Raw genomic sequence first — 24,402 nt, forward strand, 5'->3', positions numbered from 1 at the left:
GGTTTCAAGTTTGAGGTTTGACGTTTGAGGTTCGTTAGAGGTTAGAAGTTCATAGAAAGATACTCGCCTAAACCTCCAAACTTCCAACGAACCTCAAACGTCAAACCTCAAACCTCAAACTTTCATATAATAATGCTAACTTAACTTCAAATCCTGTATACCCTTATGTTTGGAAACGTAGCCCTTGATGTTGCCATTAGCCTGGTGTTCATTTATCTGCTTTACAGTTTACTGGCTTCTATTGTGCAGGAGCTGATCTCCCGTGCATTCAACCTGAGGGCGCGTCTGCTCACCAAAGCGCTGCGGCGGCTACTGGACAATGATATGCGGAAGAGCAACCTGGGCTACCTGGGGCAATTCACTTTCTTCAGCTGGTGCTACGAACAGGTATGGAGCATCATCTACTTCTTCCTTCCATTTAAGAACAGCCCTTTCCTGAAGAAATTCTATGATCATCCCGGCATCAAATCGCTGGGTGAGGACAGGGCTGCCAGCCGCCCGTCTTATATCAGTCCGCAGATGTTTGTTCAAAGCCTGATGCACATCCTGCGCGGCCCGGGCTTTGACGGCGCGAAAGACGACGAGGCCATACGGGTAAAGCAAAACCTGGAAGCCGGACAAACATTGATAGGCCCTGAAACGCGGGAGCACCTGCTCAACCTGATAGAGGACGCCAAACACGAATCGGAAGAGTTCCGCCATAAGGTGGAGCAATGGTTTGATGAAGTGATGGCCCGCACCAGCGGCTGGTACAAGAAACAGACGCAGGTGGTACTGATCGTTGTGGGCCTTATTATTGCCTGGCAGTTCAATGTAGATTTTATCGCTATTGCCCGCATACTGGCAAAAGACAAGAAATCGAGGGAACAGCTGGTGGCGCTGGCTACCAAACGTTACGAAGTATATGGTCAATATAAAGACAGCCTGCAACGTAAAATGGTGATCCGGGAAGATACCATTGAAGCAGGCGACAGCGTGATCATCCGGATGGATACGGTATACCAGGCATCTATACCTGACCAGGAAATGGACAGCCTGTACCGCAGCCTTTCCAACGATGCCGCGGAGGTGCAGAACATTTTAGGCATTAGCCGGGGCAGCTGCGGCAGCGATACAGATACTGCCTATGCCCGGCTTCGTACAAGGATGGACAGCGTGGCAGGTAGGTTGTTGTCTCCCAATGAACAGGAAAAATACCGGCAGGCTATGGAGACTGTGGCCAGGCGGAAAGTAGGCTGCTATACGCACCCCTATCAGCAGAACGGCTGGCTGGTATTTGCGGGATGGCTGATCACGGCGCTGGCGCTGTCATTAGGAGCGCCTTTCTGGTTTGACCTGCTGAACAAGGTGGTGCAGATCCGCACAACAGGGCCGCAGATCCAGTCATCACAGGCAGCGAAGGCGAAAAAGTAAATCCCAACATATGCAACGCACAAATTTCTCTTCCGGCGCCCCCTGGGAAAACAAAGTCGGCTATTCAAGGGCCGTCAGGGTGGGCAACGTTATCGAGGTTTCAGGAACAGTGGCTGCAGACGGCGACAAAGTAGTAGCAGTGGGTCACGCCTACGAGCAGACCAAGTATATACTGGCACGGATTGAGGCAGTGCTGGTAGCGGCGGGGGCCAGTCTGCACGATGTGGTTCGCACGCGTATGTTTGTAACAGATATTTCCCGCTGGGAAGAGATAGGCCGGGCCCACGGCGAGTTCTTTCAGAGCATTAAACCTGCAACGACGATGGTGGAAGTGAGGAAGTTAATAGATGACAGGTATTTGGTGGAGATAGAGGCGACGGCGGTGGTAAATTAAAAGTCGTAAGTCGAGAGTCGTCAGTCGTCAGTTGTCAGTTGATAGTTGATAGTTGTCAGTCGACAGTCGTAAGTCATAAGTGATTGCATTTGCTGTTTTATTCGATTCAAGCACTGACAACTGACAACTGACAACTGAGACTAACGACTAACGACTAACGACTAACGACTTTTATCTTCCGAATTTTTCTTCCCACTTCAGCATGCCGCCTACGAGGTTCTTCACGTTCTGAAAGCCCATTGTTTCGAGTATCATAGCGGCTTGTCCGCTACGGTTACCGCTGCGGCAGTATACGATCACTTCTTTGTCTTTCAGGTCTTCCAGTTCGTCTACCTGCATGGCCTGTATCTGTCCGAGCGGAACGAGGGTACCCCCGATGTTAAAATCTGCGTGTTCATGAGGCTCGCGCACATCCACGATATTCAGTTGCTCTCCGCTATCCAGGCGCTGTTTCAGTTCTTCTGCTGTTATATTTTCCATATGTATCAAAAATTTGGCAGTAAATGATCCTGCCAAGTTATGAATTATTCATGAGTTGTATCATGCTGCGGGATGGGCGCCGAGTCTTTCACGGGCTTCACCGGTCCGAGCCAGATGTCGATGCTTTCACCTGCGCGCACCATGTTGAGGTCGCCCAGGCTGTTGCGGCGGCCGGGCACCTGTTTGGTTACGTAGGCATTGGCGGTATCTGATACCCCAGCATCAATGAGGGCGGTACCCAGGTTCAGGTTGCTGGCATTCAGGATCTCGCGGGCTTCGAGGTAGGTAAGGCCTACGAGGTCGGGCACGGGATTTTCGATGCTGCCCGTACCGCTGCTGAGCACCAGGGTAATGTTGCTCCCCTCGGGGACCATTTTACCCGGTTTGACGGTCTTACCGTTCAACAGCTGCTGTAATACGGTATTGGTGGCGAAATCAGGCTTATAGATCGTGTCGCCTACATTGAGGCGGCGGCTGTGCAGCGTCATTTCGGCGCTGCGGAAGGTAAGGCCTTCCAGGTCGGGCATGGCCACCATGGGCGGCACTACCTTATTGATGGTGAGGTAGATGGTGCGTCCCACTTTTACCTGTGCGCCGGTTTCTGGTTGTTGTTCCCATACGGTGAGCGGCTTGAGGGAGTCGATATATATAGAGTCGCGTACGTCTGCTTCAAAGCCAGCTTTTTCGAGCAGCAGGATCGCTTCCCTTGCGTTCTTATGGCGTACATCCGGTACTGTTAATATCTGGTTGTGGCGGGTAATGACGCCCAGGAGAAGAAAGAACAGAATCCCGATTACCACCAGCAAGCCTAGTGCTATTAAGAGATTAAATCTGAAAGAGCGTTTGGTGATGGATTCAAACACGTTAGTTACTTTGTTTTTGATCATATATGTAAAAAAGCTGTTGGCTATTGGCTTTCAGCTGTTAGTAATAAATAGCAGCTACAAGCATACTTTGCGAAAACCAGCTACGCGCTAAAAGCTAACTGCCAGCAGCTAATAGCTATTGTTTCAAGCATTCTTCAATTAACATGCCGTAAAACTCCTGTAAGGTCCTGCCGGAGGCGCGTACCTGCTGCGGCACGAGGCTGTTCTCTGACTGGCCGGGCATGGTGTTGGCTTCCAGGAACCAGAGCTTATCAGTAGCTACTTCCCAGATGAAATCGATACGGACAATGCCCCTGCAATTCAATTTGTTATATAGGATAGAAGCGGTTTGCTGCACCCTTTTGGTAATTTCATCAGGCACCTGTGCGGGAGTGATCTCCTGGGAAACACCGGGAGTGTATTTGGCTTCATAATCAAAGAATTCCTTGCTGCTGATCACTTCTGTGATAGGCAGTACGGTGATTTCGCCGTTCACCTTGAACAGGCCCATGGTGAGCTCACGGCCTTTGATGAACTCTTCTATCAGCACCTGGCTGTCTTCTTTAAAGGCTTTTTCGATGGCTGCGGGCAGCTCTTCTGCTGTAGTTACCTTAGACATACCGATGCTGCTGCCGCCTTCCGCTGGTTTTACGAATACCGGGAGACGGAGCTGCTGCAGGATAGCGGCCGGATCATGCGGCTGATCCCTGAAGACATGCACGGATTTCGATACGTTCACCACATCGAGGGCGGCTACGATCTTATTGCAATAGCTTTTGTTAAAGGTGATGGCGGAAGTTACCATGCCGCAGCTGGTGTAAGGGATGCCGAGCATTTCGAAGTATCCCTGCAGGCGGCCGTCTTCTCCCGGTGTACCGTGGATGCCGATGAAAACGGCGTCAAAACGGATCTTGCTGCCGTTAAGGGGCAGGGTAAAATCGTTCCGGTCCACTTCCACGGATGTGCCGTCGGGCGCGGTGTAGGTCCAGCCCTCGCGGGTGATCACGATCTTATATACATTGTACTTGCTTTTGTCCAACTGTTGTTCGATAACAGCTGCGCTTTGAACGGATATAACATATTCGCCGGAATATCCGCCGGCCACCAATGCAATGTTCTTATTCATATACTCCTATCCAGGTTTGAAGTTTGAAGTCTGAGGTTTGAGGTTCGTTAAAGGTTGGGAGGTTCACAGGAAGACACCCGCCTTAGACCTTTGAACTTCCAACGAACCTCAAACCTCAAACTTCAGACCTCAAACTTTAAATAATTATCTTATAAGCGGGTAAAGATAAAAGAAAAAACCTTTATTTCCCCAAACCTTCGTTGCCGGTGTCCAGCACGAACCTCCAGTTACCAGCAGCATCCTTTTTCCAGATAGTAACGTAAGTGCCTTGGGTAGTAGTGTCTTTGGCGGCAAAGGTGTAGATGCCGTAGGTGTAGGCCAGGTCGCCCGAGCTGGCTACGCTGGCAAAGTGGGGTTCCCAGGTGAGGGTAACGCCGGTGTCGTTCATGGATTCAATAAACCGGAAGGCGGCACGTCCTTCCATGGGCAGGTTTTCTGCACGCAACAGCACTGCGGCACTATCGGCATAGGCCAGGAAGGCATAGCGGAATCCTTTTTTTCGGGAGAGCTCAGAAAAATCGGTATCAGCCTTCAATACGGACTTGCGGGCAGCGTCAGTGTCTGTATCCTTCACGGCTGGCGCTTTACAGGCGGTGGCGCATAACAGCAGCAACCATAACGCCGGAAAATAACGTAGCATATTTTCTCAGGATTTTACCTGAATATAAAATGAAAAAAGGAGAAAAGGCACAAAAAGCCCTCTCTCCTTTTCTAATGCTTCCTTATAATATCTTAGATATGTAATTTTTCTTTCTTGGCCAGGAGCTCGTCAACGGTTTCCTGGTACATTTCGTCCGGTACACAACAATCTACCGGGCATACAGCAGCACACTGCGGTTCTTCATGAAAGCCCTGACACTCTGTACATTTATTGGGAACTATATAGTAAGTATCTACGCTGATAGGGGCATTTGCCTGGTCTGCATCGATGGTAGAGCCATCCATAAGGGTATAGGAGCCCTTTACAGTGGTGCCATCTGCAATACGCCATTCCACTCCACCCTCATAAATAGCATTGTTAGGGCACTCCGGTTCGCACGCGCCACAGTTAATACACTCATCTGTTATCTTAATTGCCATAGTATAAACTTTTTGTTTAAGTGGTAAGCCATTAATTTTGTTAACAAAAATAGAATTTCCGGAATTAAAAAGTTTAAATATTTCTTACCCATTCATGAACAATACAGAAAAAGTTGCTGCCCTGGTACGTTTACGGCAATACCTGACCAGTGATGAGCCGGCGTTGCAAAATGTAAAAGAGCAGGCATTCCTTGCCAACGGGTGGTTTACCCCGGCATCTATAGAAATTGCTATCCAAAATATCTGCCAATATTTCCTGGACGAGGCCCTGCTCTCGGCCTGGCTGGAAGCTTATCCACAACTGGGGATGCGGGCTCCCCGTACTGTAGGCATTGTGGCGGCAGGCAACATTCCGCTGGTGAGCTTTCATGACTGGCTCTGCGGTTTTGTCAGCGGTCACCAGGTAAAGCTGAAGCTGTCTTCCAAAGACTCGGTACTGATGACACATGTGCTGGCAAAGATAGCGGAATGGTATCCTGGCTATGCCACGCAGACCGTTCCCAGCGAGATGCTGAAGGATTGTGATGCTTATATCGCCACCGGTAGCAATAACTCGGCCCGCTATTTTGAGTACTACTTTTCAAAATTCCCGCATATTATCCGCCGCAACCGGACATCAGCCGCCCTGCTGAACGGACAGGAGACGGAGGCGGAGCTCCAGGCCCTGGCAGATGATGTGATGCTTTACTTCGGCCTCGGCTGCCGTAATGTGACCCAGGTGTTTGTGCCCGAAGGCTATGACTTTACACCGCTGCTGAAAGCACTGGAGAAGTATGATCACCTGATGGACCATCATAAGTACAAGAACAATTACGATTATAACCTGGCGCTCCTGCTGCTGAACAATAGCGCCTATCTTACCAATGGCAGCATTCTACTCCGGGAATCTGCGTCCCTCTTCTCTCCTATCAGTGTGCTGCACTATGGGTACTACAAAGACGCCACCGTACAGGCTGCGGCGCTGCTGGCCGATGAGGACCTGCAATGCCTGGTAGGCCAGGGCTTTACACCTTTCGGGCAGGCGCAGCAACCTTCCCTGACAGATTATGCAGACGGAGTAGATACGATGGCCTTCCTGGAAGCGTTATAAGAATAGTCCATGGTGGTCCATAGTCGATGGTCCATGGCATATCAGATAGCAAAACCTGGCTGGCCTGACAATGTGTTGGTTTATGCTATGGACTATGAACCACCGACTATGGACTTATCTAACATTCTGTCGCTTGAATTGTTATTCTGACAGTAGCTGGTGGTATGTTGTCATGCTGCAAACATTTGGAGTTTAACTATTTATTTATATTTCATATAAAAAACTGTTAAAGTGAACTGGCCCCAATGGCACTGATACTTCAGGAGGCTTAAATTTGTATTCGAGGCATATAAATTGATAAGTTATCAGTGTAATCAACCTCAATTAACTTTAAACTTTCAGATATATGAAATTTCGACAAATTGCTGCGACTGTGCTAATTAGTGCGGCGACTGCCTTTGCCAGCATATTTGTTTACAGCAAGTATTTTGAAAACCGGCAGGCAGGCCCCTATCAGAACGGATCAAATAATATCCCTGTAAACTATACCAGCTACATGCCTGGTACGGAAACCAGGAACATCACCCCTCCGACCGACTTTACACAGGCGGCGAAGATCGCATTACCAGGCGTGGTGCATATCAAAACAAAGATCAACCCGCGCCAGGTGACCAACAACCTGCAAAGGAGAAGATCTATCCTGCAGGACCTCTTTGGTGACGATTTCTTTGGAGACGAGTTCCAGGGTGAAGGCGGCGGACGCCGTTACTACATACCGGGCCAGATGGCTTCCGGTTCAGGCGTACTGATCTCTGACGATGGTTATATCGTGACCAATAATCACGTGGTTGACCAGGCAGATGAGATAGATGTAACGCTGAATAACAACCGTAATTACAAGGCCAAAGTAGTAGGCGTTGACCCGAATACCGATCTGGCTGTGATCAAGATCGACGCACGTAACCTTCCTTACCTGATCTACGGCAACTCTGACGATATACAGGTAGGCCAGTGGGTACTGGCAGTAGGTTATCCGCTGAACCTGGAGACCACCGTTACCGCCGGTATCGTGAGCGCCAAAGCGCGTACCATTGGCATCAATAAAAGGAACCGCAGGAGCGCGATAGAATCCTTCATTCAGACGGATGCTGCCGTGAACCAGGGTAACAGCGGCGGCGCATTGATCAATACCGCCGGCGAGCTGATAGGCATTAACTCTGCCATCGCTTCCCCCACAGGTGCTTACGCAGGTTACTCTTACGCCATCCCCGTGAACCTGATGAAGAAAGTGGTGAACGACCTGATGAAGTATGGCAACGTACAACGTGCTTACCTGGGCATCAACTATATTGATCCCAGCGGGCTGTCTGAAGATGAACTGCGCCAGCGCGGCATCAGAAGGGATATTGACGGTGTAGTGGTACAGGACGTTCCTGCCAGCGGCGCTGCAGCTGCAGCCGGTATTCACAAAGGCGATATCATTACCAAGATCAATGGTATCTCTACACCTTCCATCCCGGAAATGACAGAGCAGATCGCCCGTTACAAACCCGGTGATAAGATCAGCATCAGCTACCTGCGCGATGAAAAGGAATATACTGTGAACAATGTGATGCTGAAAAATGAAGACGGCGGCACTGATATTGTAAAAGTGAGCATACTGGATAAACTGGGTGCAGACCTGGTGACCTTACAGAAGAATGATGCATCCCGCCTGGGAATAAGAGGTGGTGTGTTTGTGAATGATGTAGGCAGCGGATTGCTGAAGAAGCAGACGAATATGAAGCCCGGTTTTGTGATATTGAAAGCTGGCGGACAGGCAGTAGCTTCTGTGGATGATTTGAAGAAGGTGTTGCAGAAACAGTCTAAGGTGCAGCTGGAAGGGATGTATCCTGATTATACGGGAGTTTACTATTACAATGTGGATTTGAATGGTGGAAGTAGTGAGGAGTTTTAAACAGCTATTGGCTGTTAGCTGCTAGCTGTTAGCTATTAGTAGCAGCGGAGTTTGAAAATGTTTTTTATAGGTTTTATAGGTTAGGGAAAGTCCTGGTTCAGACCAGGGCTTTTTTTATAGTTTGAGGTTTGAAGTCTGAGGTTTGAGGTTCGTTGGAAGTTGGAGGTTACGGACACAGGTATCCTTAAAGGCGGCCCGTTTTGAACATTTAACCTTTAACGAACTTCAAACCTCAGACTTCAAACTTTAAACTAAAGATTTATGACTCCCTTCAGCTGGGCGAAGAACTCATCTTTCTTACGGGAAGAGATTGGAATGTTTTTCTGATCGCTCATTACAACGGCGGTGCCGAGGCCTTTGATGATCTTGACGATATGGTGAATGTTGATGAGGAAGGACTTGTGCACACGGTAGAACCCTTTGTCGGACAACATTTCCTCGTATTCTTTGAGTGATTTGGAGATCAGGTGAGATACGTTGTTGATCAGCTGGATCTTGGTATAGCTGTCGAATGCCTCGCAGTAGATAATGTCTTTCAGATCTATCACGTTGTAGCCGTCGTTCACGGGGATCACTATCTTGGAGAAGGCGTTATCGTTATTCTTTACGTAATCTTTCAGGATAGAAGCCAGTTCATTGAGGCGCCCTTTCTTGCTCTTCTTCACTTTTTCCAGGGCGTCTTCTACCTCGCTCACCTTGATGGGCTTGAGGAGATAGTCCAGCGCAGCAAATTTGATTGCCTGCAGGGCATACTCCTGGAATGCGGTAATAAAGATCACCTCAAAGTTGAGAACCGGGAACATTTCGAGTAACTGGAAGCCGTTGTGAGGAGGCATTTCAATATCAAGAAACAGCACGTCGATGGGGTTACTCTTGATCATTTCTGCAGCTTCGTGGATATTCTGAGCTTCCCCCACCACTGTAACATCCTTACAGTAATTCTCTAAAATATTTCGTAAAATATGGATGTTGCGGACTTCATCGTCTACAATCGCAGCTTTTATAATACTCATAACATCTTAACAATGGGAATCAGAATTTCTACCAGGGTACCTTCCTTGTTGCCAAACCCAGACTTAAATTTATCAATAATTTCTAACTTTCCAACACTTCCATTAAAAGATTTTATAATCTGCAGGCGCTCCCTGATAACGCTCAGGGCGGTAGATTCATGCTTCACCAGGCGGCCTGTTTTAATGCTGTTGGAGTGTTCCCAGCCTATCCCGTCGTCATCTACCGAGCAATATAAAAGGTCGTCTACCATTTCCAGCTTTATTTCCAGATGACCGGCGCTGTTCTTGGGAGCCAGACCATGTTTGATCGCATTTTCCACAATCGGTTGGATGATCATCGGCGGTATATAGACCGTATAGTCTTTCAGTTCAGGCTCAATATCAAAGTGATATGTAAAGCTATGCGCAAACCTGATCTTTTCCAGCTCCAGGTAGCGGGTCAGGAAGGCGGTTTCTTCCTCCAGGGAAATATAGGATTTCCGTGAATTGTTCAGCATCTGGCGCATAAGGGTGGCAAAGTCGGCCAGGAAGTTGAGCGCCTGCTTCTCCTCTTTTTCCAGGATCAAATGTTGTACTGAGTTCAGGGAATTGAAGATAAAATGCGGGTTCATCTGGTTGGTCAGCGCTTTGGCTTCCAGTTCGGCAATGCGCCGGTTGTAGTCTGTTTTATTCTTTTCGGCCTGCTTGATCCGCTTCACGATATAACGCAGAATGGCCAGTATGCCCAGCAAGCCAAGCAGGATCAGGATGCCCCTCGCCCACCATTGCTGGTACCACTGCGGCAGGATGCTGACCGAGATGGTGAGGGGCTGGCTCCATTCACTTTTGAACTTGCGGGCTCGTAACAGCAATTTATAGCTACCGGGCTGCAGGTCGGGGAAGGGAATGATATTACTCATGGTGGTGGTCCACCCCGCAGAAGTATCGCTGGAGAAATTGTACTGGTACTCTACCAGGTCCGGCAGGTCGAAGGCGATGGCGCCGAACTCCACTTCAAAGGAAGTTTTCCGCTTGTACAGGTGCACAAAACTGGTGGCGGGCAGGTAGGTGGTATCGCCATAACGTATGGCGCTGAGGTATACGGTAGGCGGCACAGTGTCCACCGGCATATTATGATCCTTGAAATAGCAAAGGCCATTGGAAGTGGCTATGTAAAGCATGCCCTGCTGGTAATAAACGCCGCGGGTATCGTCCGACATCAGCCCATCGTTGGAAGAGATGTTCCGTGTAATGGTCATCTCCTTCACATCGATCACCGATACGCCGCGGTTGGTAGCCACATACAGGCGGCCGATGCCGTCGTAGTACAGCTGCTGGCAGATATCGCTGGCCAGGTTATCGGTGGTGCGGAGATGTTTCAGTACGCGGTTATTGCGCACCACGTAGATCCCCTGGTCGCTGGTGCCTACCCAAAGATAACCATCTATCAATTTCAGGTCTTTGATGCTCTGTCGCATGGAGTCCCCTTCGCCAAAGGCCGGACGGATCGCTTTTGTCCGGTCGGAACCGTAATACAGGCCGCCATTGGTGCCAAGGTAATACGAGGTATCCGTTCCTACGATCGAGGTGATCAACGGCTCCTGCCAGTCCACCGTGTATCCGTCCAGGAGGCTGACCTGGTCTTTTGCCGCCATCCTTACTTTACCGCCGGGAGAAACGTCTATATCCTTCAGGTTCTTTACCGGGTGAAGGTTGGAGATCTGTTGGCGGCGCGTGTTAAAGGTATACAGGCCGTTATCAGCGCCCAGCAGGATCTCGTCATTATGATAAGGCAGTATGCTGAAGATGCTGTTACGGCCGCTGGAGGTATCCAGGGTATGCTGGCGGATGCGATGGAGGGTGTCGATGGTATTGAGCACACCGGCGTTCTGGCCAACAAGCAGCATACCGGTACTTCTATCCCGCAGGATACTGAAGATAGAGTGCGAATACAGGCCGTTGGTATTATCGAGATAGTTGAAATAAAAGTTCTTGAAGGGGATATTGTAAACGCCATCGCCGAAGGTGGAGATCCAGATATTACCATCGCGGTCTTTCAGCAGGGAGGTAATATAGTGGTTGTCCAGCAGCTTGGTCATATTCCTGGCGCCGCGGAAAAAGTCTTTTATAAAGAACAGCGCGCGCTGCGTGCCTATCCAGAGATTATCGTTCTCTATGCATACATTGGTGATCTCGTCGGTAATGCCCCAATCGCGGCCATTGAAAAAGCAGATCACATCCTTCACGGTATAGCTGTAGAGCGAATTCTTTGTAATGATAACGGGGTTCCCGCGGATACGGGCTACGAAAGTTTCATCATCGAGCGGGTAGGGTGAAACGGGGAATATTTTCTGGTCCTTATTGTTGTCGTCCTTAAAGGAGCCGAGATGAAAGGCCGCATGCATGGGCCTGAAAATGGTATCGTGCCGCAGGAAGTAGAAGATGTCGTACTGCCGGTTATCGAACTTGTCGTACTCCGTCCGTCTTTCTACGCTGTTATATTCAATGAGGTGGTTATCCGAGTTGAGAAACCAGATGTTATGGGCTTTATCCTCAAACGCGTACTGCATGTAATGCCCATGGCTGTTGAACTGCAGGGAGGAGTCGTTCTCAGCGGAGTGGATAATATAGTTACCATAGAAGGAGGGCATACCGTTGAGGGTGAAGAACCAGAGCCGCCCTTTGGAGTCGGGCGCCAGTTTGATCACGTCGTTATCGGTAAGCCCATCCTTTTTGGAATAGTTGCGGAAGCGTTTGCCATCGAACTTACTGACGCCCGTAGGCGTAGAGAACCAGATGAACCCATCCTTATCCTGTACGGCCGTGTATACGGTGGCGTTGGCCAGGCCATCCTTTACGTTATAATTGCGTATCATGAAGCCCTGCGCCAGGGATCGGTTCCCTGTGCACAGCACCATTAATACCAGCAGTATGTAACGGGCATTGGGCATAATGTATGTTTTCACAGGGTATAGGATGGTCCTCAATTCGTAATTCATCAATGGCCTTAGTATGCCCGTGCAAACAGCACGCGCTGGATAGAAGGTTTACCTGTAAGGATACAGGTGCCTGCTTCAAGCGGGTTGTTTAACGGGATACAGCGAATGGTAGCCTTCGTGCGCTCTTTGATTGCTTCTTCCGTTTCTGTGGTACCGTCCCAGTGTGCTGATATGAAACCACCTTTTTCATCCAGCAACTTTTCAAATTCCTCAAATGAATTGGCAGGAGTAATGTGCGTATCGCGGTAGGCTTTGGCCTTGTTGTAAATACTTTGTTGGATCTCTTCCAGCAGGTCTTTGATGCGTGCGGCGATGCCATCCAGTGAGAGGCTGGATTTTTCTTTGGTATCACGGCGGGCCACTTCTGCTACGTTGTTTTCCAGGTCTCTTGCGCCGATGGCGATGCGTACGGGCACGCCTTTCATTTCGTATTCGGCGAATTTCCAACCCGGTCGGGCATTGTCCGAGTCGTCGTACTTAACAGACACGCCGGCGCGTTTCAGGTCCTGCACGATCTCTGCTACTTTGGCGTCTATTTTAGACTTCTGCTCTTCGTTCTTATAGATGGGCACGATCACTACCTGGAGGGGAGCGATGCGGGGAGGCAGTACCAGGCCGTCGTCGTCGCTGTGCGTCATTACCAGGGCGCCGATCAGGCGGGTGGAAACACCCCAGGAGGTAGCCCATACGTATTCCAGCTTATTATCCTTGTTGGAGAACTGTACGTCAAAGGCTTTGGCGAAGTTCTGGCCGAGGAAGTGGGAAGTTCCGGCCTGCAGCGCTTTACCGTCCTGCATGAGGGCCTCGATACAGTAGGTATCTACTGCACCGGCGAACCTTTCTGCGGGTGATTTTACGCCTTTGATCACCGGCAGGGCCATGTAGTTCTCTGCAAAGTCGGCATATACTTCCAGCATGCGGCGTGTTTCCTCTACTGCTTCATCGGCGGTAGCGTGGGCGGTATGCCCTTCCTGCCACAGGAATTCTGCGGTACGCAGGAACAGGCGGGTACGCATTTCCCAGCGCACCACGTTGGCCCATTGGTTGATGAGCAGGGGCAGATCGCGGTAGGACTGGATCCAGTCTTTATATGTATTCCAGATGATCGTTTCGGAGGTAGGGCGGATGATGAGCTCTTCTTCCAGTTTAGCTTCGGGATCTACTATTACGCCGCCGCCGTTGGGATCATTCTTCAGGCGGTAGTGGGTCACTACGGCGCACTCTTTGGCAAATCCTTCTACGTGGTCGGCCTCACGGCTCAGGAAACTTTTGGGAATGAACAGTGGGAAATAGGCGTTCTGGTGACCGGTATCTTTAAACATCTTATCGAGTACGTCGCGCATACCCTCCCATAAGGCAAAACCATAAGGTTTTATCACCATACATCCTTTTACAGGCGAATAATCGGCTAAACCGCCTTTCAGCACGAGGTCGTTATACCATTGCGAATAGTCTACTGAACGGGCCGTAATCTCTTTACTCATAGTATTTTTTATGTGCCGCCGCCACAGTGGCTGCTTTCAAGGCGCCACCGGCCTTTGGCTTAATTTTTGCTGTAATATTAAAAGGAAAAATCTTACAAACCTACATGAAAATCAGAAAGACACAAACTGTTTTTGTTAAAATAAATGAGCTGAAATGAGGTGCTGTAACATTCCGCGTTAATTAAGCGTTAAAACATTTATATTTATATTCATGAGAATAAAGTAAATTTACTACATAAAAGGACCCGATTAAATCACAACAAGATGAAATCCATACTCTATACAGCGGCCGGGGCTTTGCTCATATTGAGCAGTTGTTCTACGGCGTACAAATCCGCCCGTACGCCGGACGATGTATACTACTCTCCGCGTACGGAGCGTACAGCCTATGCCTCATCAAATAATAACAACCAGGGCCAGAATCAGCGCACTGTTGCAGCAGCGAACGAAGATGACGGTACCTATGTGACCTATGACGATGAAGACCAGGGGGATTATGCAAAACGTATTGACCGCTTCAGGAACAACTACAACGGTTCCTACTATGACGACGGTTCTCCTAACGTATATGTAAACAACTACTACGGCGGTTATGGCGGTGGTTTTGGTTACAGCCCTTACAGCTACTGGGGTGGCGGTTGGGGTGGTTACCCTTACTATGGTTACGGTTCAGGCCTGAGCATCAGCCTTGGTTTAGGCTGGGGTTGGGGCGGCGGCTACTACAGCCCCTGGTATAGCCCATACAGCGTTTACAGCCCGTGGTACAGCCCCTGGGGCTACCCGCACTACTATGGTGGCGGCTGGGCTTATGGCGGCGGTTACTACGGCCACTACTACCCGGGCGGCTATTACACAGCTCCGAGCCGTGGATACCGCAGCAGGACCGGCTTTGGCGGCGCCAACGGTTATACTAACGGCAACCCGCGCACGGTGCCTTCCGGCACTACCGGTAACACCGGCGACTACAGACCAAGAAGAATTTTCAGGGATAACAGCAGCGGCGGCTTTAACGGCGGCAGCAACAACGGCGGCACCTATACTCCAAGAAGGATCTTCCGTTCATCTCCGAGCGAAACGCCCACTGTACGTCCTAACAACGGCGGCAGCAACAGCAATGGCGGCAGCTACGCTCCCAGAAGGGTATTCCAGTCTGAACCGCGCGAAATGAGAAGCAACCCTGCTCCTCAGCGTACCTTCAGCGCACCTTCCTACTCTCCTCCTTCCAATAGCGGCGGTTCATCCGGCGGTGGCGGCGGAGGCGGCAGAAGCTTCAGGAGCAGAAACTAAAAAGACGACTCTTTACGTTATAAAGAAAATACCCTGGCATCAACACCAGGGTATTTTTATAATCCATGCTATTCTAAACCTCTAAAAAGATGATCAGAAAGATTGTATTGACCATTGTAACGACAGGGATTTGTTACACCTTGAACGCCCAAACCATAGCCGACGCATTGCGGTACAGCAGCACCGGTATCAGCGGCTCGTCCAGGGTGCAATCCGTGGGTGGCGCTGCCGGTTCACTGGGCGGCGACTACAGTTCCATGTTCGTTAACCCAGCCGGCGTTGCCTTCTTTAAAACCAGTGAGGCCGGTTTTTCCTTTGGTTTCCAGAATTCTTCTGCAGATGGCACTTACCTGGGCTCCAAAGGCAGCGACAACAGGGGCAACCTGTATATCAACAGTGCCGCTTTTATATTTGGCGGCGCCAAGAAAAACCAGAACAGTAAATGGGAGAACTGGTCTGTAGGCCTGGGCTTTAACCGGATCGCCAATTATAACGAGACCATTTACTACCGGGGCATCAATAAGAACTCTTCTTTTGCCGATAACTGGCTGATAGATCTGACCAACAAGCACATCACCGATCCCAATGTACTGAGCTCCGATCCGCAGTATGCGCACGGAGCAGACCTGGCCTATGCCACCGGTCTGATAGACCAGGATGTAGACCAGAACAACCAGCCCAATGGTGTATGGTGGGCGCCTATACCGGTTGATAAAGGCATTACACAGGAAAACTTTTTTACCAGCAAGGGCAACGCCAGTGAGCTGAACCTGTCTTTTGGTGGTAACTATAGCGACCAGTTCTATATCGGTGGTAGCCTCAACGTGCCTACCTACCGTTATGAACATAGCAGAAGCTTCCGGGAAACCAATACTTCTGACGCCACTGCACAGTTGAATTATTACGAGGTAACGGAAGACCTGAAAACAGACGGGGTAGGTTTTAATACCCGTATCGGTATGATCTACCGTCCAATAGTGCCTTTAAGGTTGGGCCTTACCTTTGTGTCTCCTACCTGGGCTACTTTCAACGATTCTTATGTTACCAGCATGGTAACGGATACCAAAGACCTGGGCCACAAAACTGCCAACTCTACCGAAACCAATAATGGTTATGCGGATGAGTCTAAGTACAACGTGACCACACCGCTGAAGGGGGTTGCCAGCGCCAGCTGGATCTTCCGCCCCGCAGGTGGGGATCCTACCAGGCCCTCTGGCTTTATCTCCGTAGATTATGAGTATACTGATTTTGCGGCCATGAAGATCAAGATGAAGAACGGCGGTACTTCAGATGCTACGGAATCTGCAGATAAGAACCGGGCGATCGATGAAACTTACCAGGCAGTGTCTAACATAAGAGTGGGTGGAGAGCTGAAGCTGGATGTTTTCGCTGTCCGCGCGGGCTTTGCTTATTATGGCAATCCCTATAAGATCTCAGGCCTGGATGGTTCCCGTAAGTTCTATACCGGTGGCGTAGGATACCGTAACAAGGGATTGTACCTGGATCTGGCGGTCATCTATAATACTGCCAGCAGGCAGGATCAACCTTATACAGTGATGGCTAATAATAGCGGTGTGGTGTCTCCGGCCCCGGCGCAGATTGATAGTAAGATTGTGAATGTGACGGCGACTTTAGGGTTTAAGTTTTAATAAAATAGTTGTTTTATACCGCGGGGCGGTGAAGCGATCTCTGACCAAAAAGATTGCTTCGCCGCCCCACTGCTTTTATCTGCTTTACGGCTTCGCAATAACGCGTCTCATTGTATGATGTGCTGATGCAGGTACTGAAGAATATGTTCGGGATCCTGGGAATCGAACCAATGAAATGCGTTGTCTTTACGGAACCAGGTGAGCTGGCGTTTGGCGTACTGGCGGGTGTGGGTTTTGATAAGATCTACAGCTTGCTCCAGGGTGGTTTTGCCGTCGAGGTAGTCGAAAACCTCCTGGTAGCCCACCGTCTGCAATGCGTTGTGATTGCGGTAGGGCAATACGCCTTTTACCTCGTCCAGCAGACCGGCGGCCATCATCTGGTCTACCCGGTGGTGAATGTTGCGGTGCAATAGCTCTTTGGGAAGGGTCACTCCTATTTTTATAATGCGGAAATCTCTTTGAGCAGGGTTGGCGGTACGAAAAGTAGTGATAGAACGGCCGGTGGCTTCCAGTACTTCGAGGGCCCTGATAAGGCGTTGCGGGTTCCGGGTTTCGGCTACCGCGTAGAAACCGGGGTCCAGCTTTTGCAGCTCCTGCTGCAGCCAGGGCAAGCCTTCTTTTTCATACTGCTTGTTGATAGCCTCGCGAATGGCAGGAGAAATAGCCGGCATGTTGTCTATGCCTTCACAGAAGGCTTTGATATACAGGCCGGTGCCGCCACACATCACGGCTATGGGCGTTCTTTCAAAGATATCCTGCGCGTATTGCAGGGCGAGCCTTTCAAAAAGGCCTGCGCTCACTTCTTCTTTGATAGAATGAGAATCAATAAAATAATGCGGAACGGTTTGCAGCTCCTGCGGTGAAGGTTTGGCCGTGCCTATGCTCAGTTCGCGGTAACATTGGCGGCTATCCGCAGAGATGATGGCTGTGCCGTAGGCCTGCGCCACTTTTATAGCTAATGCGGTTTTGCCTGCTGCGGTAGGACCGGCTATGACAATAACTGTGTTTTGCAAAAACTTCAAACATCAAGCGTTTAGTAAAGGCTTTCGTCCTCGCCTCCTGTTTCTTCCCCTTCATCTCCTGCGCTTTCTTCATCCTCCTCTCCTTCTTCGCTGAAACCGTCTTCACTCATGCCTTCTTTATTCAGATCGTATTTCTCTTCCATCTCTACCAGCTTATCGCCGATGAGGCCTTTGGTGCCATACTGGCTGGGGGCCAGTCCTTCTTTACGTACACAGTAGGGATAGGTGATCTTGGCGTTTTCATCCTTGCTGATGCCGATGAGCTCCACCAGGAAAGTCCAGCTTTTGGCAAAGTCATACAGGTAGATAAACTTCTGGTTAGGATCTTTTACCGCTGCGGCAATAGGGGTTTCTGCCATCAGCAGGGGCTCTGCTTTACGGGGCGCTGTATCCTTTTCGAGTATGATTTCCCGGCCGCGCTGCCAGTTGTCATTGCTGCGAAAGAACGTGGCTTTATGTTTACTGTCGAACTCAAATGCCTGCAATATGGACTGGTGAAACTGCAAAAAGGACTGATTAGGCTTAATGGCAATATCCCTGTATACACTTTCATCCTCCTCCCAGTAAACTCTGAATTTCAATACCGGCATGACAAATATATGTTATAGGTTTTAGTAATGTTCAATATAATGATGGCTTTTTCTGCTGTACAAAAATGGTGCTTAACAAGTGCTTAGGCCGCATAAATTTACCATTTTTATTTAACAGGGCTCAGGTTCATTGTCCGGGCTTTTTCCAGCATAAAAGCGTACGCAGCTTCGTAGGTATTGGCGATTTCTCCGTCGAGTATCGCTTCCCTGATAGCATTCTTCAGATCACCTACCTGCTTACATGGCTGCAGGCCGAATGTTTCCATAATCACTTCACCGGTTACGGGCGGTTGCCAGTTGCGGATCCTGTCGCTCTCTTCCACTTCCTTCAGGCGTTCCCGTACCAGCTCGAAGTTCTCCAGGTAGCGTTTAACTTTCGCTTTATTCTTGGAGGTGATGTCCGCTTCACAGAGCATCATCAGCGCGTCGATATCATCGCCCGCATCGAAGAGCAGGCGCCGTATAGCCGAATCTGTGATATTCTCCTTTGTAAGACTGATAGGGCGCAGGTGCAGCTCCACCAGCTTTTTCACCAGGCGCATCTTTTCATGCTGCGGGAGCTTCAGCCGTGCAAAGATACGGGGCACCATCTTCCCTCCCACTGCATCGTGGCCGTGAAAGGTCCATCCATGGGCCGGTTCAAAGCGTTTGGTGGCCGGTTTGCCAATGTCGTGCAGCAGGGCGGCCCAGCGCAGCCAGAGGTCTTTGGTATTGCGGGAGATATTGTCTATTACCTGCAGGGTATGATAAAAGTTATCCTTATGGCCTTTACCTTCCACCATTTCAACGCCTACCAGGTCTACCATTTGGGGGAAGATGATCTTCAGCAGACCTGCCTGGTATAGGAGATCGAGGCCTACAGAAGGTTTAAGCGACAGCATGATCTTGTTCAGCTCATCGGTGATCCGTTCCTGTGAGACGATCTTTATGCGATGTGCATTTTGTTGTATCGCTTCGAAGGTGGGCGGATAGATGGTAAACTGCAGCTGGGAGGCGAAGCGGATGGCCCGCATCATGCGCAGTGGATCATCGCTGAAGGTTTGCGCAGGCTCCAGCGGGGTACGGATGAGCTGTTTCTCCAGGTCTTCCAATCCGTTGAAAGGATCTACCAGTCTGCCATAATCATTCTCGTTGAGGCTGATGGCCATGGCGTTGATGGTAAAATCGCGGCGCAGCTGATCGTCCTCAAGGGTACCGGCCTGCACTTCCGGGTTACGGGAGTGGTCGCGGTAGCTTTCCTTGCGGGCGCCTACAAATTCTATTTCGAGATCGTTCCATTTTATCTGGGCGGTACCATAGGTTTTGAAAAAGGCGACCGGCACATTATCACCCAGTATTGCGGCCACCTTATGCGCGAGGCCGATGCCATCGCCCACGCATACGATGTCCATGTCTTTCGTTCTGCGGTTCAGCAGCTTATCGCGTACAAAGCCTCCGATCAGGTAGCAGGGAGTACCCAGTTCGTGGGCAGCCGTCGCTATCTGTTCCAGCACTTTCCGTTCCTGTAGCGTACAGGGAATGTCTATAGGCTTCCTACTGATCATATAATGAAAAGATATAAAAAGCGCAAAAGTATTTTAATAATTAATAATTAAGAATTAATAATGAATAATAAGTAACAAGTGTATCATTATTAAGTACTTGCAAATGGTTACTCCCGTATAACCTGGATATCGCCGTTGCGCAGGATCTTTATGATACGGGAGGGCTGCGCTGGTGTAATATCATGCTGCCGGTATTGCACTACATAGTTCACGCCATTTTTTATCTCGGGGCTCACGTCTGCAAAGGTGGCAGGTGATGGCTGTCCGCTGATATTGGCGGATGTGGACACCAGTGGTTTACGCAGGCGTTTTACCAGGTGGCGGCAAAAAGTATCGTGAACAATACGGATGGCCACGCTGCCGTCCTGGCTTACCACGCTGGGGGCCAGTCCAAGGGCGCCGTCGTATATCACCGTAGTGGGGCGGTCCACTTTCTCCAGGATGTCTGCGATGTTGGGATGGGGATGCGCCACATACCTCAGCAGGTCTCTGACATCGGCCAGCAGTACTACCAGGCTTTTGCTTTCTTCCCGTTGTTTGAGCGTGAACACCTCTTTTACAGCATCTTCGTTAGTGGCATCGCAGCCGATGCCCCAGATGGTATCTGTGGGATAGAGGATGAGGCCTCCGGCGTTCAGTACGCGCAAACTGGCGGTGATATCGTTCTCAAAGTCTGTCATATAAAGTTTTTGAGGTTTGAGGTTTGAAGTTTGAGATTTGAGGTTCGTTAAATGTTAGAGGTCCGGGATCATTATACCTTTACGGCACGCTTGATCCTGAACATCCAACTTCAAACGAACCTCAAACCTCAAACTTCAAACCTCAAACTATTATATACATTCATCATGGCTGCAGCACATTTATCCGGGGTGAACCGGTGGGCATGGGCCCAGCCTTTTTCTTTCATATCCTGTGCCAGTGATGCATCTTCTACTACCCGGCGGATAGCGTGCGCGATAGACACGGGATCCAGCGGGTCGGTATATTGGGCAGCATCGCCGGCGGTTTCTGCAAAACAGGACCCGCGGGAGGTGATCACGGGGGTGCGGCTCCATAATGCTTCCAGGATCGGAATACCAAAACCTTCAAAAGTGGAGGGATACAGGAAAGCCTTAGCGGCCTGGTAGAGCATGGGAAGCTCTGTATAAGGCAGCCTGCGCTGTTCGTTCAGCCATATCACCTGCTGCTCCAGGCCATGTGCGGCGGTAAATGCCTTGACCTGTTTCTTGTAGCCCTTGCCATCTCCCAGCACTACCAGTGGCAGATCTATATGTCCTTTCAATACATGCAGGGCCTTCACAAGGCCCAGGAGATTCTTGCGCTCGATCACGGAGCCTACATACAGCAGGTATTCCTGCGGCAGATTGTATTGCCGGCGCATGGCCTGCAGCTGCTCCGGCGTATGCGGAACAGCGAATGCGGGATCGCAGCTCTGGTATACTACCGCGATCTTTTCCGGATCAGTATTATAATAGGTGATGAGGTCTTCCCTGGTTTGCTGACTGATCGCCACTACCTTATCGGCATAACGGCAGGCATATTTGGCCTTACGGCGATAGGTCTGTACATCGATCGGGTTATACTGTTCAGGGTAGCGCTCGAAAATGAGGTCATGCATGGTGACCACACTTTTGATACCGCTACGGTGGATGCCGAAAGGTATTTCGTGGCTCAGGCCATGGTACAGACCGATCTGGTGCTGTTGCAGATCGCCCACCACATATTTGCTGCGCCAGGCGCCGCGGAAAAAGCGGTGTAAAGGCCGCTGCGGGAGAACCACCTGCATATCCGCAAATGGAGTGGTATTAAAGAGGCCCGTTTTCTTAGGTGCGAACAGATAATAATGATGTTCGGGAAAATGAACGGCCAGGGCGCTGATCAGGGAACGGCTGTAGTTTCCCAAACCCGTGGTATTCTGAAAAGCGCGTTTGGCATCGAAGGCGATGTTCAAAGTGTGTGTGTTTTGGTACTATAGGAGGGCAAAGTAAAGAAAAAATGTGCGGATCCGCCAGCACTCTTCCCATTGTCCACCCTGGCGAGTATATTTGCAAAAAATTGTCAACAATGGAACTAAAAGAGCAAATTCAGACCGTTTGGAACGATCGCAATCTGTTGGAGGAAACGACCTATACAGACGCGATACGGACGGTAATAGAAGCGGTAGACAAAGGTAATTTAAGAGTAGCGGAGCCCACCGCCGACGGATGGCAGGTAAACGAATGGGTGAAGCAGGCCATACTCCTGTACTTTTGCATACAGCCGATGGAGACCATTAACATGGGCCCTTTTGAGTTCTATGATAAAATGAAGCTGAAAAGCAATTATAAAGACCTGGGCGTACGCGTGGTTCCGCATGCTATTGCCCGTTACGGCGCATATATTGCCAAAGGCGCTATCCTGATGCCTTCTTACGTGAACATCGGCGCTTATGTAGGCGAAGGTACCATGGTGGATACCTGGGCTACGGTAGGCTCCTGCGCGCAGATCGGCAAGCACGTGCACCTGAGCGGCGGCGTAGGTATTGGCGGCGTTTTGGAACCGCTGCAGGCCAGCCCGGTGATCATCGAGGACGGCTGCTTTATCGGTTCCCGCTGCATTGTAGTAGAAGGCGTTCGCGTAGAAAAAGAAGCGGTGCTGGGCGCCAACGTGGTGCTGACACAGTCCACCAAGATCATTGACGTGAGCGGCAGCGAGCCGAAAGAATATAAAGGTTATGTACCTGCGCGCAGCGTGGTAATACCAGGCACGATCACCAAGAAATTCCCTGCCGGAGAATACCAGGTATCCTGTGCGCTGATCATTGGCCAGCGTAAAGCATCTACTGATCTCAAAACCAGTCTGAACGATACTTTGAGGGAATTCAATGTAGCGGTGTAACAACTTTTTTCCTTTCTGTGAAAGAAAAATTTGCAGGAATAAAAAAGTTATATACCTTTGCAATCCCTTAACACGGTTGCCCAGATGGCGAAATTGGTAGACGCACTGTGTTCAGGTCGCAGCGCTCGCAAGGGCGTGCTGGTTCGAATCCAGTTCTGGGCACGAAAACGGTTGTAAGTCATAAGATTTACAACCGTTTTTTATTTAACGCAAATCTCTCCGCTGACTTTTCTCTCCCGGTTAAAAACATTATTTTTATAGGGTGTGACTATTGTGAATATAGCTTACACAATTGAACCCTCGAAATAATGAAATCCCAGGCAGATAAAAATCCCGCTACCAAAGCCAATGCTGTTGCCAATCATCCGGCAGTACCACAAATCAACGATCCCGAAACTTTTCAGGCGGGAAATAGCGCCCCTGAGCATGTTGCCCAACGGCAACTGCAGGAAGCAGCCAATAACAGCCCGCAGGTAAAGCAATTGAAGGTACTGCACGCCGTAGCCAACCGCCGTACGTTTAACACCGCGCAGCTAAAGGGAAATAATTCACCCAGGGAGAACTGGCATGTTGCCCAACAGGCAAAGGCAACCGTAAATGAGGCAGCCGATGCGGTAGTGCAGAAAATATCAGGCGCCCTTGCACAGCATGCGTTTTTTCAGCCGGCATTAAATACAGACAGGGCGCCTCATTTACATTCCGGTAAAGGCACCGTACAACGGGCCATGCTACAGGTAACGACTGTAGACTATGATCCAAAGCACAACATAAAGTATGATTTCGATGTTAACCAGCAAAAAACATCGGGGATATTAACTGCGGCTAATAAAACTGCCAAGGGCAACCTGCAAAAAATATATAAGCAGCCTGTGACCAATGCATTCAATCATTTGAGCAACGATGCCGGAAAGCAGATCGTTTCGGCAGACGTACCAACACTTGCTGCAGACCTTTCCACAGAGGTACTTGGCAGATATCCTACTGCCAACCCTAACCTGGGCGCGCTGCCACAGAACCAAAAAGATATCGTGACCAATGCCATCACGACAGCCCTGCACGATTTTATGAAAGACCGGATCTTCGGGCACGGATTACAAACAAAAGCTGCCAAAGCGGATTTTAATAACATGATAACTGTCAGTACCTCAAAAAGCCGTGATAAAGGAGTCACCAATGTGATCAGCCAGGCTGCCTTGAATGGGGTTGATGCAACAGCCAATAATATCGCCACAGCCGTTGATACTGCTTTCAAAGCGCTGCACGTACTCAATCCTTCGCCGATGAAAAAAGCAGCACGGGGAGCTCAATATATAGCAGACCTGGCAACTTTGCCTGCCGGAAGAGACGCTCATCACAATGTGGCCGGCTGGCTGCCAGCATTGCCGCGGCCTGCTGCAGCTCCCTGGACCGCTCCCACCAATGATCATAAACGGTCTTCTGTGGTGGCCTGGGCCCTTACTGATGGTGCGCCGAGCCTTTACATGGAATTCAATGGCGGCCCAACTGCCAGCCGGATCGTTTATGACCCGGTGAACGGAATTTCCTATGCAACCATGCACTATACCAGCATAGGCGGCTACAATCCCTTCTTTAAAATAAACTAAGCACACCT

The 24,402-nt window shown here is 49.9% G+C and carries 21 protein-coding genes and 1 tRNA gene; 9 read left to right on the top strand and 13 right to left on the bottom strand.

What is annotated here, in order from left to right:
* The first annotated feature begins 165 nt into the window (after positions 1 to 165).
* On the top strand, positions 166 to 1,413 hold the full coding sequence (locus tag ACR9Y8_RS07365; protein WP_481212597.1) for a hypothetical protein: 1,248 nt from the start codon (positions 166 to 168) through the stop codon (positions 1,411 to 1,413).
* Positions 1,414 to 1,423: 10 nt separating this feature from the next.
* A complete protein-coding gene (locus ACR9Y8_RS07370) occupies positions 1,424 to 1,807 on the top strand; it encodes a RidA family protein (protein ID WP_481212598.1) in 384 nt (127 codons plus the stop codon).
* Between the two features lie 171 nt (positions 1,808 to 1,978).
* Here the strand turns inward: ACR9Y8_RS07370 and ACR9Y8_RS07375 are convergent, their stop codons facing one another.
* From ACR9Y8_RS07375 to ACR9Y8_RS07395, 5 genes are all read right to left on the bottom strand, one after another.
* A complete protein-coding gene (locus ACR9Y8_RS07375) occupies positions 1,979 to 2,287 on the bottom strand; it encodes a rhodanese-like domain-containing protein (RefSeq protein WP_481212599.1) in 309 nt (102 codons plus the stop codon).
* A gap of 44 nt (positions 2,288 to 2,331) precedes the next feature.
* Positions 2,332 to 3,174, bottom strand: coding sequence for a PASTA domain-containing protein (locus tag ACR9Y8_RS07380; RefSeq protein WP_481212600.1), 843 nt, complete (start codon positions 3,172 to 3,174; stop codon positions 2,332 to 2,334).
* Between the two features lie 115 nt (positions 3,175 to 3,289).
* Positions 3,290 to 4,279: a D-alanine--D-alanine ligase gene (locus ACR9Y8_RS07385; RefSeq protein WP_481212601.1), complete on the bottom strand. Its 990-nt coding sequence runs from the start codon at positions 4,277 to 4,279 to the stop codon at positions 3,290 to 3,292.
* Positions 4,280 to 4,460: 181 nt separating this feature from the next.
* Positions 4,461 to 4,919 (bottom strand): YybH family protein, encoded by a 459-nt coding sequence (locus tag ACR9Y8_RS07390; protein WP_481212602.1) that lies wholly within the window; start codon positions 4,917 to 4,919, stop codon positions 4,461 to 4,463.
* Between the two features lie 92 nt (positions 4,920 to 5,011).
* The gene (locus tag ACR9Y8_RS07395; RefSeq protein ID WP_481212603.1) at positions 5,012 to 5,359 is read right to left on the bottom strand and encodes a 4Fe-4S dicluster domain-containing protein; all 348 of its coding nucleotides are present in this window, start codon (positions 5,357 to 5,359) and stop codon (positions 5,012 to 5,014) included.
* Positions 5,360 to 5,453: 94 nt separating this feature from the next.
* Here ACR9Y8_RS07395 and ACR9Y8_RS07400 point away from each other — a divergent pair, with 94 nt between their 5' ends.
* Complete coding sequence (locus tag ACR9Y8_RS07400; RefSeq protein WP_481212604.1) at positions 5,454 to 6,449, top strand: aldehyde dehydrogenase family protein; 996 nt, start codon at positions 5,454 to 5,456, stop codon at positions 6,447 to 6,449.
* Positions 6,450 to 6,795: 346 nt separating this feature from the next.
* The gene (locus ACR9Y8_RS07405; protein WP_481212605.1) at positions 6,796 to 8,346 is read left to right on the top strand and encodes a trypsin-like peptidase domain-containing protein; all 1,551 of its coding nucleotides are present in this window, start codon (positions 6,796 to 6,798) and stop codon (positions 8,344 to 8,346) included.
* Positions 8,347 to 8,597: 251 nt separating this feature from the next.
* Here the strand turns inward: ACR9Y8_RS07405 and ACR9Y8_RS07410 are convergent, their stop codons facing one another.
* From ACR9Y8_RS07410 to proS, 3 genes are read right to left on the bottom strand one after another with little or no spacing between them, the layout of a single operon-like run.
* Complete coding sequence (locus ACR9Y8_RS07410; protein ID WP_481212606.1) at positions 8,598 to 9,359, bottom strand: LytR/AlgR family response regulator transcription factor; 762 nt, start codon at positions 9,357 to 9,359, stop codon at positions 8,598 to 8,600.
* The gene (locus ACR9Y8_RS07415; RefSeq protein WP_481212607.1) at positions 9,356 to 12,304 is read right to left on the bottom strand and encodes a sensor histidine kinase; all 2,949 of its coding nucleotides are present in this window, start codon (positions 12,302 to 12,304) and stop codon (positions 9,356 to 9,358) included. The genes ACR9Y8_RS07410 and ACR9Y8_RS07415 overlap by 4 nt, the downstream gene beginning before the upstream one ends.
* Positions 12,305 to 12,345: 41 nt before the next feature.
* Positions 12,346 to 13,821: a proline--tRNA ligase gene (proS, locus tag ACR9Y8_RS07420; protein ID WP_481212608.1), complete on the bottom strand. Its 1,476-nt coding sequence runs from the start codon at positions 13,819 to 13,821 to the stop codon at positions 12,346 to 12,348.
* 264 nt (positions 13,822 to 14,085) lie between these two features.
* On the opposite strand from proS, the gene ACR9Y8_RS07425 reads away from it, so the two are divergent.
* The gene (locus tag ACR9Y8_RS07425) at positions 14,086 to 15,108 is read left to right on the top strand and encodes a hypothetical protein (protein WP_481212609.1); all 1,023 of its coding nucleotides are present in this window, start codon (positions 14,086 to 14,088) and stop codon (positions 15,106 to 15,108) included.
* A gap of 89 nt (positions 15,109 to 15,197) precedes the next feature.
* Entirely contained in the window at positions 15,198 to 16,757 is a 1,560-nt protein-coding gene (locus tag ACR9Y8_RS07430; RefSeq protein ID WP_481212610.1) for an OmpP1/FadL family transporter, read from the top strand.
* A 107-nt stretch (positions 16,758 to 16,864) separates the two neighbouring features.
* On the opposite strand, the gene miaA is transcribed toward ACR9Y8_RS07430, so the two are convergent.
* From miaA to ACR9Y8_RS07455, 5 genes are all read right to left on the bottom strand, one after another.
* Positions 16,865 to 17,779 carry a tRNA (adenosine(37)-N6)-dimethylallyltransferase MiaA gene (gene miaA, locus ACR9Y8_RS07435; protein ID WP_481212611.1) on the bottom strand — a complete coding sequence of 305 codons (915 nt, stop codon included), beginning with the start codon at positions 17,777 to 17,779 and terminating at the stop codon, positions 16,865 to 16,867.
* Positions 17,780 to 17,790: 11 nt separating this feature from the next.
* Positions 17,791 to 18,369, bottom strand: a complete 579-nt coding sequence (locus tag ACR9Y8_RS07440) for an IS1096 element passenger TnpR family protein (protein ID WP_481212612.1) — start codon at positions 18,367 to 18,369, stop codon at positions 17,791 to 17,793.
* Between the two features lie 107 nt (positions 18,370 to 18,476).
* Positions 18,477 to 19,913 (bottom strand): CCA tRNA nucleotidyltransferase, encoded by a 1,437-nt coding sequence (locus ACR9Y8_RS07445; protein WP_481212613.1) that lies wholly within the window; start codon positions 19,911 to 19,913, stop codon positions 18,477 to 18,479.
* Positions 19,914 to 20,020: 107 nt separating this feature from the next.
* The gene (locus ACR9Y8_RS07450) at positions 20,021 to 20,593 is read right to left on the bottom strand and encodes an L-threonylcarbamoyladenylate synthase (protein ID WP_481212614.1); all 573 of its coding nucleotides are present in this window, start codon (positions 20,591 to 20,593) and stop codon (positions 20,021 to 20,023) included.
* Between the two features lie 128 nt (positions 20,594 to 20,721).
* Positions 20,722 to 21,864 carry a glycosyltransferase family 4 protein gene (locus tag ACR9Y8_RS07455; RefSeq protein WP_481212615.1) on the bottom strand — a complete coding sequence of 381 codons (1,143 nt, stop codon included), beginning with the start codon at positions 21,862 to 21,864 and terminating at the stop codon, positions 20,722 to 20,724.
* A gap of 113 nt (positions 21,865 to 21,977) precedes the next feature.
* On the opposite strand from ACR9Y8_RS07455, the gene ACR9Y8_RS07460 reads away from it, so the two are divergent.
* From ACR9Y8_RS07460 to ACR9Y8_RS07470, 3 genes are all read left to right on the top strand, one after another.
* Positions 21,978 to 22,790, top strand: a complete 813-nt coding sequence (locus tag ACR9Y8_RS07460) for a 2,3,4,5-tetrahydropyridine-2,6-dicarboxylate N-succinyltransferase (RefSeq protein WP_481212616.1) — start codon at positions 21,978 to 21,980, stop codon at positions 22,788 to 22,790.
* A gap of 78 nt (positions 22,791 to 22,868) precedes the next feature.
* A tRNA-Leu gene (locus ACR9Y8_RS07465) sits at positions 22,869 to 22,952 on the top strand.
* A 146-nt stretch (positions 22,953 to 23,098) separates the two neighbouring features.
* The gene (locus ACR9Y8_RS07470; protein ID WP_481212617.1) at positions 23,099 to 24,394 is read left to right on the top strand and encodes a hypothetical protein; all 1,296 of its coding nucleotides are present in this window, start codon (positions 23,099 to 23,101) and stop codon (positions 24,392 to 24,394) included.
* The last annotated feature ends 8 nt before the right edge of the window (positions 24,395 to 24,402 follow it).

This window comes from Chitinophaga sp. SVR4-12A (assembly GCF_056754765.1).

Bases quoted from the DNA above. Each gene is read 5' to 3' on its own strand.
- ACR9Y8_RS07375 (WP_481212599.1), bottom strand. From the start codon at position 2,287: ATGGAAAATATAACAGCAGAAGAACTGAAACAGCGCCTGGATAGCGGA.
- ACR9Y8_RS07470 (WP_481212617.1), top strand. From the start codon at position 23,099: ATGAAATCCCAGGCAGATAAAAATCCCGCTACCAAAGCCAATGCTGTT.
- ACR9Y8_RS07395 (WP_481212603.1), bottom strand. From the start codon at position 5,359: ATGGCAATTAAGATAACAGATGAGTGTATTAACTGTGGCGCGTGCGAA.
- ACR9Y8_RS07400 (WP_481212604.1), top strand. From the start codon at position 5,454: ATGAACAATACAGAAAAAGTTGCTGCCCTGGTACGTTTACGGCAATAC.
- ACR9Y8_RS07460 (WP_481212616.1), top strand. From the start codon at position 21,978: ATGGAACTAAAAGAGCAAATTCAGACCGTTTGGAACGATCGCAATCTG.
- ACR9Y8_RS07450 (WP_481212614.1), bottom strand. From the start codon at position 20,593: ATGACAGACTTTGAGAACGATATCACCGCCAGTTTGCGCGTACTGAAC.
- ACR9Y8_RS07370 (WP_481212598.1), top strand. From the start codon at position 1,424: ATGCAACGCACAAATTTCTCTTCCGGCGCCCCCTGGGAAAACAAAGTC.
- ACR9Y8_RS07390 (WP_481212602.1), bottom strand. From the start codon at position 4,919: ATGCTACGTTATTTTCCGGCGTTATGGTTGCTGCTGTTATGCGCCACC.
- ACR9Y8_RS07425 (WP_481212609.1), top strand. From the start codon at position 14,086: ATGAAATCCATACTCTATACAGCGGCCGGGGCTTTGCTCATATTGAGC.
- ACR9Y8_RS07385 (WP_481212601.1), bottom strand. From the start codon at position 4,279: ATGAATAAGAACATTGCATTGGTGGCCGGCGGATATTCCGGCGAATAT.
- ACR9Y8_RS07440 (WP_481212612.1), bottom strand. From the start codon at position 18,369: ATGCCGGTATTGAAATTCAGAGTTTACTGGGAGGAGGATGAAAGTGTA.
- proS (WP_481212608.1), bottom strand. From the start codon at position 13,821: ATGAGTAAAGAGATTACGGCCCGTTCAGTAGACTATTCGCAATGGTAT.
- ACR9Y8_RS07410 (WP_481212606.1), bottom strand. From the start codon at position 9,359: ATGAGTATTATAAAAGCTGCGATTGTAGACGATGAAGTCCGCAACATC.
- ACR9Y8_RS07365 (WP_481212597.1), top strand. From the start codon at position 166: ATGTTTGGAAACGTAGCCCTTGATGTTGCCATTAGCCTGGTGTTCATT.
- ACR9Y8_RS07380 (WP_481212600.1), bottom strand. From the start codon at position 3,174: ATGATCAAAAACAAAGTAACTAACGTGTTTGAATCCATCACCAAACGC.
- ACR9Y8_RS07405 (WP_481212605.1), top strand. From the start codon at position 6,796: ATGAAATTTCGACAAATTGCTGCGACTGTGCTAATTAGTGCGGCGACT.
- ACR9Y8_RS07445 (WP_481212613.1), bottom strand. From the start codon at position 19,913: ATGATCAGTAGGAAGCCTATAGACATTCCCTGTACGCTACAGGAACGG.
- ACR9Y8_RS07430 (WP_481212610.1), top strand. From the start codon at position 15,198: ATGATCAGAAAGATTGTATTGACCATTGTAACGACAGGGATTTGTTAC.